The sequence below is a fragment of the Streptomyces sp. NPDC059224 genome (genome assembly GCF_042754285.1).
In the GTDB taxonomy this organism is placed as follows: Bacteria; Actinomycetota; Actinomycetes; order Streptomycetales; family Streptomycetaceae; genus Streptomyces.
The window spans coordinates 1-13,403 of record NZ_JBHZAN010000032.1 but is presented as its reverse complement, the minus strand read 5'-3'; the positions used below and the strand labels follow the sequence as shown (position 1 = coordinate 13,403).

Here is a 13,403-nt window from a genome sequence, read left to right as displayed (position 1 = left end):
CCATTGGCCGATCCGGGGCGGAGTGTCGACGGGGACTATCGGTCTTCCGTGCGACGGCTCATACCAGAGCGGGACCCTCTCCGGGGGACTTTGTCAACTGCCCGCCGCACATGATGCGTTGCCGACTACTGTGAGTGTCCGCCGGGCGACACGGGGCCGAATTCTTGCGCGGTCCCCTCGGCCGGCAACGCGATGGCGCATGCCCAACTCGCGCGGCCCGCGCGAGCAGTTCAGGCCCGACGGACCAGTACGAGGACGCAGATGTCTCACCTCCGTGCACCGGCCGCCCGTGCCGAGCCCCCGGAGGGCGGCCGGCACGGACGGCCGGTCGCCCGACCCGTTCCCGCGCTGCCCGAGACCCACATACGGCCTCAGCTGATGCGCCTCGCCGTGCTGCCGCCGGTCGCGGTGGCGCTCAGCGGCTGCGCGGCCGTCCTGTTCACCGTGCGCTCCACCGGGGCCCGGCCCAGCCTGACCCTGCTGGCCGTGCTGACCGGGGCGGTCTCGGTGACGGCCGCGGGCATCGTGATCGCCGCCGTGGCCGCGGGCCGCGCCGCCCGCTCGGTCAGCGACCGCGTCGGCATGCTGCGGCGCAACGCCGCCCGCGGCGAGGCCGACCTGCTGGCCCTCGTCGACGCGCTGCGCCGCGGTGAGACCCCCGCCCCGCGCAAGTCGCGCGGCGGACCGCCCGCGGACGCCGACGACTTCGAACTGCTCGCCGCCGACCTGTCCCGCGCGCACGACGGCGCCGTCACCGCCGTCGTACAGGCGGCCCAGCTCTCCAGCCAGGCCGGCAGCGAACAGAAGCTGGAGGTCTTCGTCAACCTGGCGCGGCGGCTTCAGTCCCTCGTGCACCGGGAGATCTCGATCCTCGACGAACTGGAGAACGAGATCGAGGACCCCGACCTCCTCAAGGGTCTCTTCCACGTCGACCATCTGGCCACCCGCATCCGGCGGCACGCCGAGAACCTCGCGGTGCTCGGCGGTGCGGTGTCCCGACGGCAGTGGAGCAACCCCGTCTCCATGACCGAGGTGCTGCGTTCCGCCATCGCCGAGGTCGAGCAGTACTCCCGGGTCAAGCTCGTCCCGCCGATCGACGGCGAACTGCGCGGGCACGCCGTCGCCGACGTCATCCACCTCCTCGCCGAACTCGTCGAGAACGCCACGGTGTTCTCCGCCCCGCACACCCAGGTGCTGCTCCGTGCCAACCTCGTCACCTCCGGCCTCGCGGTCGAGGTCGAGGACCGCGGACTCGGCATGCCGGTCGGCGAACAGTCCAAGATGAACGCCCTGCTCGCCGACCCCGACCAGGTCAACGTCGCCAGCCTGCTGGCCGACGGCCGCATCGGCCTCTTCGTGGTCTCCCAGCTCGCCCGCCGCCACGGCATCCACGTCCGCCTGCAGTCCAACATCTACGGCGGTGTCCAGGCCGTCCTCGTCGTCCCGCAGGGCGTGCTGGGCACGGCACCGGGCAGCACCGGGGCGGTACCGCAGCCACGCGACGCGGAGGCCGGGGGCGGGACGCCGGCCTCCGGGACCGTACGGCCGTCCGTCGTCATGGGGACACCGGAAGGCGTCCATGGCGCCCCCGGCCCCGCGCCTGCGGACCGACGTCCAGTGTCGCGGCCGGGACCGGCCGCGCCCGCCGTCGGCGGCGGGCGGCGACGGCACGCGCAGGCCGAGGGCACACCCGCGCCGTTGCCGGTGCGCGGCAGCCAGGAGACCCGGCCCAACCCCGCCGAGGCGCTGCCGGGCATCCGGCCCGAGGACCGGCCCGCGGTCGCCGAGCACGCCGGGGCCCCGCCCGTCCCGCGCGTCGGGGCCGTACGCGGCACCATGGGCAAACCCCAGCTGCCGCGCCGCCGCGCGCAGGAGCACATCGTCCCCCAACTGCGCGGTGGACCGGCACCTCGCCAGGACAACGAGGCGCCGGCCGGGCACGATCCCGGTCTGATGGCCGCCTTCCAGCGCGGCATCGGCCTCGCGGAGGCTCAGCAGCATCTGGAGGGCACCCGGACGGAGCCGTCGGCCGCCGCCGACCCCCCCTACCCGATGCTGAACGGTATGGGCGCCACCGCCATGAGCCCGAACGGCATGGACGGCGGCAACGGATCCGGCGGGACGACGTCCGGGCAGAGCACCGGGGACGGGGCCGGCAGCGCGTCCCACGCCACACACGCGGACGGCATGCACATGGATCTCCCGCACACGGATGTCCCGCGCACGGGTGCCACGCCTCTGGATGCCGCCCACGGTGAGGCGGCGCACGGTGAGCCGGCACACCGGGAGACCGGACACACGGCCGCGGACTACACGGTCACGGACCCCATCGGCTCTGACCACCCGGTCTCCGACCACCTGCGCCCGGACCACCCGGGCTCGGCCCACACGGCCCCGGTCCACATGGTTCGGGCGTATGGGGAGCCGGCCGACCCCCCGTCCGTGTCCCGAGCCCAGTCGCACTCCCCGGTCCTGCGCCCGGTGCACACCTCGGAATTCAACGCCCGGCCGGACGGGAGCGCACCGGCCGGATGACCAGCACCGTCTCCACCCCCACCCCCACCCCGTTCCCCACCGCTCCCGAAGACCTTCGTACCTCAAGGAGTCGATCCACCATGGCGAGCGATGCGCCGACCGCCCAGGTATCCGACCTCGACTGGCTGATGAGCGGCCTCGTCCAGCGCGTACCCCACACCACCAGCGCGGTGCTTCTGTCCTGCGACGGGCTGGTGAAGTCCGTCCACGGTCTCGACCCCGACAGCGCCGACCACATGGCCGCGCTCGCCTCCGGCCTCTACTCGCTCGGCCGCAGCGCGGGCGTCCGCTTCGGCGACGGCGGGGACGTCCGTCAGGTCGTCGTCGAACTCGACTCGACGCTGCTGTTCGTCACCACCGCCGGCTCCGGCACCTGCCTCGCCGTGCTGGCCGGCCGCGAGGCCGACGCCGCCGTCCTCGGCTACGAGATGGCGATGCTGGTCAAGAGCGTCCGCCCCTACCTCGTCACCGCGCCCCGGCAGCATGCCGTCGACTCCACGGCGATGAGGCCTTGAGGGTGGCGGCAGCCGGCGACGGGCCATGGCTGGACGATGCGGCCGGACGCCTGGTGCGCCCGTTCACGGTCAGCAACGGCCGCACCGAGCCCAGCATCTCCTTCGACCTGATGTCGCAGGTGATGGCCACCGGCGCCACCCCCCTCGGCTACCTCGGCCCCGAGCACGCGCAGGCCCTCGACCTGTGCCGTGCACCGGTCTCGGTCGCCGAGATCGCCGCGCACCTCAAGCTGCCGGCCGTGGTCACCAAGGTGCTGCTCTCCGACCTGGTCGACTGCGGGGCGCTGACCGCCAAGCCCCCCGTGTTCCACCACAACCCCACTGACCGGTCTCTTCTGGAGGCAGTGCTCGATGGACTACGACGACAGCTGTGACCCCTTCCCCACCGCGCTGAAGATCCTGGTGGCCGGTGGGTTCGGGGCCGGCAAGACCACCTTCGTGGGTGCGGTCAGTGAGATCGCGCCGCTGTCCACGGAGGAGCTCCTCACCACGGTGAGCGCCGCGACCGACAGTCTCGACGGCATCGAGAACAAGGTCGAGACGACCGTGGCCATGGACTTCGGCCGTATCACCCTGGACTCCGAACATGTGCTCTACCTGTTCGGCACGCCGGGACAGGAGCGGTTCTGGTTCATGTGGGACGAGCTGTCCGAGGGCGCGCTCGGCGCGGTCATCCTCGCCGACACCCGCCGTCTGGAGGACTGCTTCGCGGCCGTCGACTTCTTCGAGGAGCGCGGTCTCGGCTTCATCGTCGCGGTCAACGAGTTCGACGGCTCCTACCGGTACGACCCCGAGGAGGTGCGCGCCGCCATCGACCTCGACCCGGAGGTCCCCGTCGTCCGCTGTGATGCCCGTATCTCCAGTTCCGGCGTCCAGACCCTGCTCGCGCTCGTCCGCCATCTCATCGCCCACGCGCCGGTCTCCGCGCCGAGCCACGGCGCCCACATGTGAACCCCACACACCCTCACGGAGCCCCTGTATGTCCCACGTCCACAGCGGCGGAGCCCGCCCATGAGGTACGACCCGTCGCGCCCGTCCGGCCGGCTGCTGCTCACACCGGAGGACAAGGAGGCGCCCGTGCGCATCCGGCGCCTCGGCCAGCTGGGTCTCGGTGAACATCCCGACCCGGAGCTGGACGCCTATGCCAACCGGCTCGCGGAGGTCACCGGGACGCCGTACGCCATGGTCAACTTCGTCGGCGAGCACCGGCAGTTCTTCGCCGGACTGCACCTGCCGGCCGTGCCGCCGCCGGTGGTGAAGCCCGACGGCACCACGCCGGTGCTGGGCCGTGCACTCGCCCGCGACCATGGGTTCTGCCCCCATGTGGTGGTCCGGCGCAAGGCGCTGGTCCTGGAGGACGTCTGCGACTACCCGCGGTTCGCGGGCAACGCGGTCGTCGACGAGTTCGGCGTCCGTTCCTATCTGGGCGCCCCGCTCATCGACAGCACGGGGACGGCGCTCGGCACGGTGTGCGTGGTCGACGTGGCGCCGCGGCCCTGGGGCCGGCCCGGCCTGGAGGCCATCAAGTCGTCGGCGGCGGAGCTGGTGGCCCGCATCGAGCGACGCGAGGCGGACGGACTGCCGCTGCTGTGACGACGGGAACGGTTCCGTCACTAGCCGACCGGTCTATTACGTCCGTACTCTGGTGACATGGGACGCACCAGTGACGCCAAGCGCAAGATCCTCGACGCCGCCTGCTCGCTGATCGAGGGGCGCGGGTACTCGGCGCTCGGGGTGGCCGAGATCTGCCAGGCGGCCGGGGTGCCGAAGGGCAGTTTCTACTACTTCTTCGAGTCCAAGGAGGCCCTCGCGCTCGCGGTCGTCGACGAGCACTGGGCGGCCCAGAGGCGCGAGTGGACGCAGGCCCTCACCGGCGAGGAGGAACCGCTCCAGCGGTTGCGGCGGCTGTTCGAGGAGACGGAGGCCGGTCAGCGCGCCGTCCAGGAGGGCTGTGGCACGGTGGCGGGCTGCCTGTTCGGGAACCTCACCCTTGAGCTGAGCAACCGGACCGAGGTGGTCCGTGGGCGCCTCCAGGAGATCTTCGAGGCGCAGGTCGGCATGGTCGAGTCCGTCATCGTCGAGGCCCGCGAGCGCGGCGAGGTCGGTGTCACCGACACCCGGGAGGCGGCTCGTGCGGTGGTGGCCCAGCTGGAGGGCCAGGTGATGTTCGCCAAGCTGTACAACAACACCGGGCGACTGAGCCCCCTGTGGCAGAACTGCCGGGCCCTGCTCGGCGCGACCGCGGCCCAGGGCGGTGCAAGCTAGCGGCCCAGGGCCGTGACATGGAAGGACCCTGGGCCGTGACATACCCCGGTCTAGGGGCGTGCGGCCTCCGCGGGCCGCAGGCGCCGTACCGGTGCTGTGTGCTCCGCGCCCATGTGGTGCGGGAAGCCGATCCGCAGCACGGCGGCGGCCGCGGCCGCGGCGAGGACCACCAGGGCGGCCAGGAGCAGGGCCTGGTGGTAGCCGTGGCGCAGCAGCGGGGCGACGACCAGAGGGCCCATGATCTGGCCCACGGAGTACCCGGCGGTCAGCAGCGCGACGGAGCGTGGAAAGCGCAGGTGCGCCCCGGTGGCCAGGGACAGGGTGCTGACGCCCAGGAACGTGGCGCCGAACAGCACCGCCGAGCCGAGGGCGGCGGCCGTGCTCCCGGTCACCGCGGGCAGGGCGATGCCGACGGCCTGGACCGTGAGCGCGGTGAGCAGCAGGCCGGGCCGGGACCACCGGCGCCCCAGCCGGGCCCACAGCGCCGCGGACGGTACGGCGGCCAGCCCCACCAGCACCCAGGCGCCGCTGCCGAGCCAGCCGGGGGAGCCCTGGCCGATGGCCGCGACCAGGAAGGTGCCGGCGACGATGTAGCCGACGCCCTCCAGGAAGTAACTGACGAACAGGGCGCCGAACCAGCGGTGGGTCCGGGCCGTCGCCGGGCTTCCGGGCACCGGCGCGGCCGGTGGGTCCTCGGGCCGCAGATTCCACGAGGCCGCGGTCAGCACCAGGGCGAGTGCGGCGGCGGCCCACCAGGCGGCCCGCCAGTCCGCGACCGGCCGCAGGGCCAGCACCAGCAGACCGGACAGCGCGATACCGGCGCCCACACCGCCGAAGGCCCAGCCGGGCAGATGCGCCGGATGGTTCCGCAGATGGTGCAGCAGGGAGGCAGCGGCGACGACGAACACCAGGGCGCTCGCGGCTCCTGCCAGCAGTCGCAGCACGCCCCACAGCGCGGTGCTGTGGGTGAGCGGCATCGCGGCGAGCGTGGCGGTCAGCAGGAGCAGGCAGCCGCGCAGTACGGCGCTCGACCGGACCAGCGCGGGAGCCAGGGTGCCGGCCAGCGCGCCGACGAGATAGCCGGCGTAGTTGGCGGTCGCCAGGTTCGCGCCGGCGGCCGCGGACAGGCCCGCCTGGGTGTGCATCAGGGGCAGGATCGGGGTGTAGACGAAGCGGCCGACGCCCATGCCCGCGGCGAGCGCGGCCCCGGCCCTGGCGGCATGGGTCCAGGCGGATACTTTGGTCATCGGGTGCCGTCGCTCCGGCCCGGGTCGTTGGGGTGGGACTGCAGCGGGGTGACGGTCAGCGTCATCCACGGGCGCAGCGGCAGGGTGCCGAGCACCTTCTCGTGGAGTTCCGCCTCGTCGGTGGCGCACCAGACACCGATGCTGCGCAACTCGCCCACGGGGCGCCACAGCCGGGACAGATGGCCGGTCGCGGCCAGTTCCCCCGCACGGACGGCTTCCGCGGCCCGACGCCGGTCGACCTCCTCCTGGCCCGTGCCCGCGGGGACGGTGGTGGTGATCTCGACCAGGAACTCGCGCACGGTGCGCTCCCTTCGCTCTCGGTACGTTCATCGTGCTCCCGTGGCGGCGCCGATGCCACGACAGGTTGCCTCGCTGTTGAGAGGCGCGACCTAGCACCGCGCGTAGCATGGCGCGCGTGGAACTGCGCCAGCTGAGGTACTTCGTTGCGGTCGCCGAGGAACTGAACTTCGGCCGGGCCGCCGAGCGGCTGCTCATCGCGGGCCCCTCGCTCTCTCAGCAGATCAAGGCGCTCGAACGCGACCTGGGCGTCCGGCTGTTCGACCGGGACCGGCGCTCGGTGTCGCTCACCCCGGCAGGCGCGGCCCTGCTGCCGCACACCCGTGCCCTGCTGGAGCGGGCCGACGACCTCAGGCACCGGGCGGGTCAGCTCTCGGGTTCGCAGTCCGTACGGCTCGGTTACGTCAACTGGCTTCCCCCGGACCTGATGTCGCGGACGGCGCCGGTGGCCCGGGTGCACGTGGACGCCTGGGTCGCGCCCTCCCACACCCAGGCGGCCCGGGTCGCCGACGGCAGTCTGGACCTGGCCGTCTGCTGGGTGCGTACCGAGGACCTCGAACGGCTCGGGCTGCGGGCCCGGCTGCTCGGCGCCGACCGGCTGTACGCGGTGGCCAAGGGCACCGACACGGGCGATCTGCCGGCCCGGGACGCCGACGTCCTCATCGACGACGACATGACCTCCTGGGCCTCCTGGAACGGGTACGCGGAGGAACTGACGCGCGCCGTCGGCGCCCGTGCCGTACGCATCTCCGACGGAGCCGTCACCGGTCCCGCCTTCTTCGAGCACGTCCGCCGCTGCACCCGCCCGGTCATCAACTCGCCCAAGGGCCAGACGGTCCCGCTCCCGTCCGACCTGGTCCGCCGGGAGATCGTCGCGCCGAAGGTGTACTGGACATGGTCCCTGGTCCGCCGGGAGAACGAGGACCGCGCAGGAGTCCTGGCCGTCATGGACGCCCTGTGCGAGGGGGTCGGTGACCTCGGCATCCGCGCCGCGGACGCCTGGCTGCCCGCCGGCGACCCGTACGCACTCCCCGGCTGAGCTGTGCTGGGAGGCAACGCCTCCCAGACGTGAGGAAAAGAGTCCTGGCACCCCGGACCCGCCCGGGCTACCTTCCAAATAGTCGACCGGTCGGCTAGTACCGGTCAGCCACTACGGAGAAGGTCACCATGAGCACGCAGAACCAGAAGGTCGCCATCGTCACCGGTGCCTCGCAGGGCATCGGAGCCGGTCTCGTCGAGGGCTACCGCAAGCTCGGATACGCCGTCGTAGCCACCTCGCGCACCATCGCCCCCGTCGACGACCCGGAGGTGCTGACCGTGCAGGGCGACATCGCCGACCCGGCGACCGCGGAGCGGGTCGTCGCCGCGGCCGTCGAGCGGTTCGGCCGGATCGACACCGTGGTCAACAACGCGGGCATCTTCGTCGCGAAGCCCTTCACCGACTACACGGCCGCCGACTACGCCGCCGTGCGGGGCATCAACATGGACGGCTTCTTCCACCTCACCCAGAAGGCCCTGCCGCAGCTGCTCGCCCAGGGCGGTGGACACGTCGTCAGCGTCACCACCAGCCTGGTGGACAGCGCGGACGCCCGGGTCCCCTCCGCCCTGGCCTCGCTGACCAAGGGCGGTCTGCAGTCCGCGACCAAGTCCCTGGCGATCGAGTACGCCACCCGTGGCGTCCGGGTCAACGCGGTGTCGCCCGGCACCATCAAGACCCCCATGCACCAGCCGGAGACCCACGAGTTCCTCGCCGCCCTGCACCCGGTGGGCCGGATGGGTGAAGTGAGCGACATCGTCGACGCGGTGCTCTTCCTGGAGACCGCGCCGTTCGTCACCGGAGAGATCCTGCATGTCGACGGCGGCATGAGTGCCGGCCACTGACCGTATTCAGGAACTGACAGCAGGTCACCTCACGTCATCAGGAGCGGACATGACCACCACGACGGGCGACACGGCGATTGTGAGCGGAGTGCTCGACCGATGGAAGGCGGCCGTCGACGCACACCAACCCGAGCGCGTGGCCGCCCAGTTCACCGAGGACGCCGTCTTCCAGGGACTGCATCCCTACAGCGTCGGACGGCAGGGCGTCGCCGAGTACTACGACTCCCAGCCCCTCGGTATGAAGGCCGAATACCGCGTCCTGGAGACCCGGCGGCCCGCGGACGGCGTCGTCCTCGGCTACCTGGCCGTCGAGTTCTCCTTCACCGACCGGCCTCCGCTGGACGTGAAGCTCTCGGTCCTCGTGACCCGAGCGGGGGACGACTGGTACATCAGCCACTACCAGGTCTCCCGCCTCGGCTGAGCGCCTCGCCGCGAGCGTCGCGGCGGGCCGGCGCCGGGGCGTGAAGTGGAGCTGTGGCGGCGGTTAAGAAATCCTCGATGGACCCGGACCGCCCGGGTACGGCAGATTGCTGTGCGATTCCACCCCCCTCCCCGGCCGCGGGACGCTTCGGCGTACCCGCGGCCGGGACCTCACGCACAGGAGCCGTAGCGTTGAAGGCGCTGGTCAAGCAGAAGGCGGAGCCCGGACTGTGGCTCGCGGACGTGCCGGAACCCACGGTCGGCCCGGGTGACGTACTGATCAAGGTGCTGCGGACCGGCATCTGCGGAACCGACCTGCACATCCGGGCCTGGGACGGCTGGGCCCAGCAGGCGATCACCACCCCCTTGGTGCTCGGGCACGAGTTCGTCGGCGAGGTCGTCGGAACCGGCCGCGACGTCGTGGACATCAAGGCCGGTGACCGGGTCAGCGGCGAGGGTCATCTCGTCTGCGGCAAGTGCCGCAACTGCCTTGCCGGGCGGCGCCACCTGTGCCGGGCCACGGTCGGTCTCGGCGTCGGCCGCGACGGCGCGTTCGCCGAGTACGTCGCGCTGCCCGCCACCAACGTCTGGGTCCACCGCGTCCCCGTCGACCTCGACGTGGCCGCGATCTTCGACCCGTTCGGCAACGCCGTGCACACCGCGCTCTCCTTCCCGCTCGTCGGCGAGGACGTCCTGATCACCGGCGCCGGGCCGATCGGTCTCATGGCCGCCGCCGTCGCCCGGCACGCGGGCGCCCGCCACGTGGTGATCACCGACGTCAGCGAGGAGCGCCTCGACCTCGCCCGCAAGATCGGGGTGAGCCTCGCCCTGAACGTGTCGCAGGGCCGGATCGCCGACGGACAGCGGGAGCTGGGGCTGCGCGAGGGCTTCGACATCGGTCTGGAGATGTCCGGCCGCGCCGAGGCGCTGCAGGACATGATCGCCAACATGACGCACGGCGGCCGTATCGCCATGCTCGGCCTGCCCGCCCAGGACTTCCCCGTCGACTGGGCCCGGCTCGTCACCTCGATGATCACCATCAAGGGCATCTACGGCCGTGAGATGTTCGAGACCTGGTACGCGATGTCGGTCCTCCTGGAGGGCGGACTCGACCTTGCCCCCGTGATCACCGGCCGCTACGGGTACCGCGATTTCGAGGCCGCCTTCGCCGACGCCGCCAGCGGGCGGGGCGGCAAGGTCATCCTCGACTGGACCCTCTGACGACAACCAAGGACTGATGATGTTCGACTCCGTGCGCGACGACCTGCGCGCCACCCTCGACGAGATCCGCGCCGCCGGCCTGCACAAGCCCGAGCGGGTCATCGGCAGCCCGCAGTCCGCGACCGTCAACGTGACCGCGGGCGGCCGCCCCGGCGAGGTCCTCAACTTCTGCGCCAACAACTACCTGGGCCTCGCCGACCACCCCGAGGTGATCGCCGCCGCCCACGAGGCCCTGGACCGGTGGGGCTACGGCATGGCCTCCGTCCGCTTCATCTGCGGCACCCAGGAGGTCCACAAGGAGCTGGAGGCGCGCCTCGCCGCGTTCCTCGGCCAGGAGGACACGATCCTCTACTCCTCCTGCTTCGACGCCAACGGCGGGGTCTTCGAGACCCTCCTCGGCGAGGAGGACGCCGTGATCTCCGACGCCCTCAACCATGCCTCGATCATCGACGGCATCCGGCTGTCCAAGGCCCGCCGCTTCCGCTACGCCAACCGTGACCTGGCCGACCTGGAACGCCAGCTGAAGGAGGCACAGGGCGCCCGGCGCCGGCTGGTCGTCACCGACGGCGTCTTCTCCATGGACGGCTACGTGGCGCCGCTGCGCGAGATCTGCGACCTCGCCGACCGCTACGACGCGATGGTCATGGTCGACGACTCGCACGCCGTCGGCTTCGTCGGCCCGTCCGGCCGCGGCACCCCCGAGCTGCACGACGTGAGGGACCGCGTCGACATCATCACCGGCACCCTCGGCAAGGCCCTCGGCGGGGCCTCCGGAGGCTACGTCGCGGCCCGCGCCGAGATCGTCGCCCTGCTCCGCCAGCGCTCCCGCCCCTACCTGTTCTCCAACACCCTCGCCCCGGTGATCGCGGCGGCCTCGCTGAAGGTCCTCGACCTGCTGGAGTCCGCCGACGACCTGCGGGTCCGGCTCGCCGAGAACACCGCGCTCTTCCGCCGCCGGATGACCGAGGAGGGCTTCGACGTCCTTCCGGGCGACCATGCCATCGCCCCGGTGATGATCGGCGACGCGGCCGTGGCCGGCCGGATGGCCGAGCTGCTGCTGGAGCGAGGCGTGTACGTGATCGGCTTCTCGTATCCGGTGGTCCCGCAGGGCCAGGCCCGGATCCGGGTACAGCTGTCCGCGGCCCACTCGACGCAGGACGTGAACCGCGCGGTGGACGCGTTCGTCGCGGCGCGCGCGGAGCTCGCCGACTGAGCCTGCGGGACATATTGCAATAATCAACCCCATGATCGAGGCGCGGCGGCTCCACATCCTCCGTGCGGTGGCCGACCACCGCACCGTGACGGCGGCTGCCGCCGCGCTCTACCTGACCCCGTCGGCCGTCTCGCAACAGCTGGCGGCCCTGGAGCAGGAGACCGGCCACCGCCTGGTCGAGCGCAGCGCCAAGGGCGTACGGCTCACCCCGGCCGGCGAGATCCTGCTCGGCCACACCAACGCGGTCCTCGCCCAGCTGGAGCGGGCCGAGGCCGAACTGGCCGCGTACGGCTCCGGCGAGGCCGGCACGGTCACCGTCGCCGCCTTCGCCACCGGCATCGCCCAGGTGGTCGCCCCGGCCGTGGCGCACCTCGCCCGCACCACCCCCGGCATACGCATCCGTGTCCAGGACGCCGAGGGCGACGCCAGCCTGCCGATGGTCCTGGACCGGCAGGTCGAGGTCGCGGTCGCCGTCGAGTACCGGGGAGCCCCGTCCGCGGACGACCCCCGGCTCACGCACGTCTCCCTGTACGCCGAACCCTTCGACGCGGTCGTCCCGCTCCACCACCGCCTGGCCGGAGCCGCCGAGGTCCCCCTGGCCGAACTGGCCAAGGACCCCTGGATCGGCCCGTATCCCGGCAACCCGTGCCACGACGTGGTCGTCCTGGCCTGCGAGAGCGCCGGTTTCCAGCCCCGCCTCGAACACTCTTCCGATGACTTCCGGGCCGTGGTGGCCCTGGCCTCGGCCGACGCGGGCGTGGCCCTCGTCCCCCGCTCGGCCCTGCGCGGCATGGACCTGGCCGGCGTCGTCGTACGCCCGGTCGACGGCGTCGCCCCGACCCGGCGCGTCTTCGCCGCCGTACGGCGCGGAGCGGAGGACCATCCGCTGATCCGCCCGGTGCTGGACGCGCTGGGCGAGGCGGCCCGGCCGTGAGCCTTCCTTTACGGCGGCGTTTCATATCGGGGATACCGTCCCGCGCATGAAACGCGCCGAACCGCGGACGAGCCGCGTCGAGGCGGCGGCCTCTGGCCGACGTCAGCCGTCGCATCCCGCTCCCGACCCCGTCGACGTCCGCCTCGCCGGACTGCGGGCCGAGCACGGCTGGTCCCTCGGTGAGTTGGCGGAACGCAGCGGGGTGAGCAAGTCCACCCTGTCCCGGGCCGAACGGGCCGAGACCAGCCCCACGACGGCCCTCCTCAACCGGGTCTGCAACGTCTACGGGCGGACCATGTCCCAGCTGCTCAGCGAGGTCGAGGAGGCACCCGTGCCGGTGCTGCGCGCCGCCGAACAGGCGGTCCGGGAGGACCGCGCCGCCGGTTTCGTACGCCGGTCGGTGTCACCGCCGCACGAGGGTCTGCGCGGCGAACTCGTGGAGGGCCGGCTCGCGGCGGGCGCGGACATCGCCTACGACCGCCCGCCGGTACCCGGCCTGGAGCAGCACCTCTGGGTGCTCGCCGGGAGCCTCGCGGTGACCGTGCGGGAGGCCGAGCATGTTCTGGACACCGGCTGCCTGCGTTTGCGGGTGTGGGGGTCGACACGGTTCCGATGCGTCGGGCCGGTGGAGACGCGGTACGTCCTGGCGGTGGTGCGGCCGTGACGGCAGTGCGCCTCGGGGCGGATCAACTGACCCGGCGGGTGGGGGAGTTGGCCGAGCTCCTGACCGACACCGTGAACGGCGGGGCGTCCGTCGGCAACCCCCCGCCCCAAGGGGGCGCAGGACCCCCACCCCGGGGGGCGGGGCCCGCCGAAGCCCCGGCCCCCCCGCCCCGAACCGGGAGGGCCCCCCAAGACAGCGCGGAGCCGGGGCT

Annotated in this window: 15 protein-coding genes; 13 read left to right on the top strand and 2 right to left on the bottom strand. The window is 72.5% G+C overall.

From position 1 onward, the window contains the following. Positions 1-261 precede the first annotated feature (261 nt). The 6 genes from ACFXI4_RS31970 to ACFXI4_RS31945 all read left to right on the top strand — a co-directional run bounded on the left by ACFXI4_RS31970 (position 262) and on the right by ACFXI4_RS31945 (position 5,315). Positions 262-2,535 carry an ATP-binding protein gene (locus ACFXI4_RS31970; RefSeq protein ID WP_384997458.1) on the top strand — a complete coding sequence of 758 codons (2,274 nt, stop codon included), beginning with the start codon at positions 262-264 and terminating at the stop codon, positions 2,533-2,535. An 80-nt stretch (positions 2,536-2,615) separates the two neighbouring features. Continuing rightward, complete coding sequence (locus ACFXI4_RS31965) at positions 2,616-3,050, top strand: roadblock/LC7 domain-containing protein (RefSeq protein WP_361290652.1); 435 nt, start codon at positions 2,616-2,618, stop codon at positions 3,048-3,050. 2 nt (positions 3,051-3,052) lie between these two features. Further along, complete coding sequence (locus ACFXI4_RS31960; RefSeq protein WP_384997456.1) at positions 3,053-3,424, top strand: DUF742 domain-containing protein; 372 nt, start codon at positions 3,053-3,055, stop codon at positions 3,422-3,424. After that, the gene (locus ACFXI4_RS31955) at positions 3,402-4,001 is read left to right on the top strand and encodes an ATP/GTP-binding protein (protein ID WP_384997454.1); all 600 of its coding nucleotides are present in this window, start codon (positions 3,402-3,404) and stop codon (positions 3,999-4,001) included. The genes ACFXI4_RS31960 and ACFXI4_RS31955 overlap by 23 nt, the downstream gene beginning before the upstream one ends. Positions 4,002-4,061: 60 nt before the next feature. After that, positions 4,062-4,643, top strand: a complete 582-nt coding sequence (locus tag ACFXI4_RS31950; RefSeq protein ID WP_384997452.1) for a GAF domain-containing protein — start codon at positions 4,062-4,064, stop codon at positions 4,641-4,643. A gap of 57 nt (positions 4,644-4,700) precedes the next feature. Then, the gene (locus ACFXI4_RS31945; protein ID WP_384997450.1) at positions 4,701-5,315 is read left to right on the top strand and encodes a TetR/AcrR family transcriptional regulator; all 615 of its coding nucleotides are present in this window, start codon (positions 4,701-4,703) and stop codon (positions 5,313-5,315) included. A gap of 50 nt (positions 5,316-5,365) precedes the next feature. Here the strand turns inward: ACFXI4_RS31945 and ACFXI4_RS31940 are convergent, their stop codons facing one another. Both ACFXI4_RS31940 and ACFXI4_RS31935 read right to left on the bottom strand, forming a co-directional pair. Next, positions 5,366-6,562 carry a YbfB/YjiJ family MFS transporter gene (locus ACFXI4_RS31940; protein WP_384997448.1) on the bottom strand — a complete coding sequence of 399 codons (1,197 nt, stop codon included), beginning with the start codon at positions 6,560-6,562 and terminating at the stop codon, positions 5,366-5,368. Beyond that, positions 6,559-6,861 (bottom strand): muconolactone Delta-isomerase family protein, encoded by a 303-nt coding sequence (locus ACFXI4_RS31935; RefSeq protein ID WP_384997446.1) that lies wholly within the window; start codon positions 6,859-6,861, stop codon positions 6,559-6,561. The genes ACFXI4_RS31940 and ACFXI4_RS31935 overlap by 4 nt, the downstream gene beginning before the upstream one ends. Before the next feature lie 107 nt (positions 6,862-6,968). Here ACFXI4_RS31935 and ACFXI4_RS31930 point away from each other — a divergent pair, with 107 nt between their 5' ends. The 7 genes from ACFXI4_RS31930 to ACFXI4_RS31900 all read left to right on the top strand — a co-directional run bounded on the left by ACFXI4_RS31930 (position 6,969) and on the right by ACFXI4_RS31900 (position 13,192). After that, positions 6,969-7,898, top strand: a complete 930-nt coding sequence (locus ACFXI4_RS31930) for a LysR family transcriptional regulator (protein ID WP_384997444.1) — start codon at positions 6,969-6,971, stop codon at positions 7,896-7,898. A 128-nt stretch (positions 7,899-8,026) separates the two neighbouring features. Further along, on the top strand, positions 8,027-8,740 hold the full coding sequence (locus ACFXI4_RS31925; protein WP_384997442.1) for an SDR family NAD(P)-dependent oxidoreductase: 714 nt from the start codon (positions 8,027-8,029) through the stop codon (positions 8,738-8,740). Between the two features lie 49 nt (positions 8,741-8,789). Next, entirely contained in the window at positions 8,790-9,161 is a 372-nt protein-coding gene (locus ACFXI4_RS31920) for a nuclear transport factor 2 family protein (RefSeq protein WP_362730177.1), read from the top strand. A 191-nt stretch (positions 9,162-9,352) separates the two neighbouring features. Next, a complete protein-coding gene (gene tdh / locus ACFXI4_RS31915) occupies positions 9,353-10,381 on the top strand; it encodes an L-threonine 3-dehydrogenase (RefSeq protein ID WP_384997440.1) in 1,029 nt (342 codons plus the stop codon). A gap of 19 nt (positions 10,382-10,400) precedes the next feature. After that, entirely contained in the window at positions 10,401-11,594 is a 1,194-nt protein-coding gene (locus ACFXI4_RS31910; RefSeq protein WP_384997598.1) for a glycine C-acetyltransferase, read from the top strand. 31 nt (positions 11,595-11,625) lie between these two features. Then, complete coding sequence (locus ACFXI4_RS31905) at positions 11,626-12,528, top strand: LysR family transcriptional regulator (RefSeq protein ID WP_384997438.1); 903 nt, start codon at positions 11,626-11,628, stop codon at positions 12,526-12,528. A 46-nt stretch (positions 12,529-12,574) separates the two neighbouring features. Continuing rightward, positions 12,575-13,192: a helix-turn-helix domain-containing protein gene (locus tag ACFXI4_RS31900; protein WP_384997436.1), complete on the top strand. Its 618-nt coding sequence runs from the start codon at positions 12,575-12,577 to the stop codon at positions 13,190-13,192. The last annotated feature ends 211 nt before the right edge of the window (positions 13,193-13,403 follow it).

Coding starts and splice junctions, on each gene's coding strand:
- ACFXI4_RS31970 (WP_384997458.1), top strand. CDS start 262: ATGTCTCACCTCCGTGCACCGGCCGCCCGTGCCGAGCCCCCGGAGGGC.
- ACFXI4_RS31965 (WP_361290652.1), top strand. CDS start 2,616: ATGGCGAGCGATGCGCCGACCGCCCAGGTATCCGACCTCGACTGGCTG.
- ACFXI4_RS31955 (WP_384997454.1), top strand. CDS start 3,402: ATGGACTACGACGACAGCTGTGACCCCTTCCCCACCGCGCTGAAGATC.
- ACFXI4_RS31950 (WP_384997452.1), top strand. CDS start 4,062: ATGAGGTACGACCCGTCGCGCCCGTCCGGCCGGCTGCTGCTCACACCG.
- ACFXI4_RS31945 (WP_384997450.1), top strand. CDS start 4,701: ATGGGACGCACCAGTGACGCCAAGCGCAAGATCCTCGACGCCGCCTGC.
- ACFXI4_RS31940 (WP_384997448.1), bottom strand. CDS start 6,562: ATGACCAAAGTATCCGCCTGGACCCATGCCGCCAGGGCCGGGGCCGCG.
- ACFXI4_RS31930 (WP_384997444.1), top strand. CDS start 6,969: ATGGCGCGCGTGGAACTGCGCCAGCTGAGGTACTTCGTTGCGGTCGCC.
- ACFXI4_RS31925 (WP_384997442.1), top strand. CDS start 8,027: ATGAGCACGCAGAACCAGAAGGTCGCCATCGTCACCGGTGCCTCGCAG.
- ACFXI4_RS31920 (WP_362730177.1), top strand. CDS start 8,790: ATGACCACCACGACGGGCGACACGGCGATTGTGAGCGGAGTGCTCGAC.
- ACFXI4_RS31910 (WP_384997598.1), top strand. CDS start 10,401: ATGTTCGACTCCGTGCGCGACGACCTGCGCGCCACCCTCGACGAGATC.
- ACFXI4_RS31905 (WP_384997438.1), top strand. CDS start 11,626: ATGATCGAGGCGCGGCGGCTCCACATCCTCCGTGCGGTGGCCGACCAC.
- ACFXI4_RS31900 (WP_384997436.1), top strand. CDS start 12,575: ATGAAACGCGCCGAACCGCGGACGAGCCGCGTCGAGGCGGCGGCCTCT.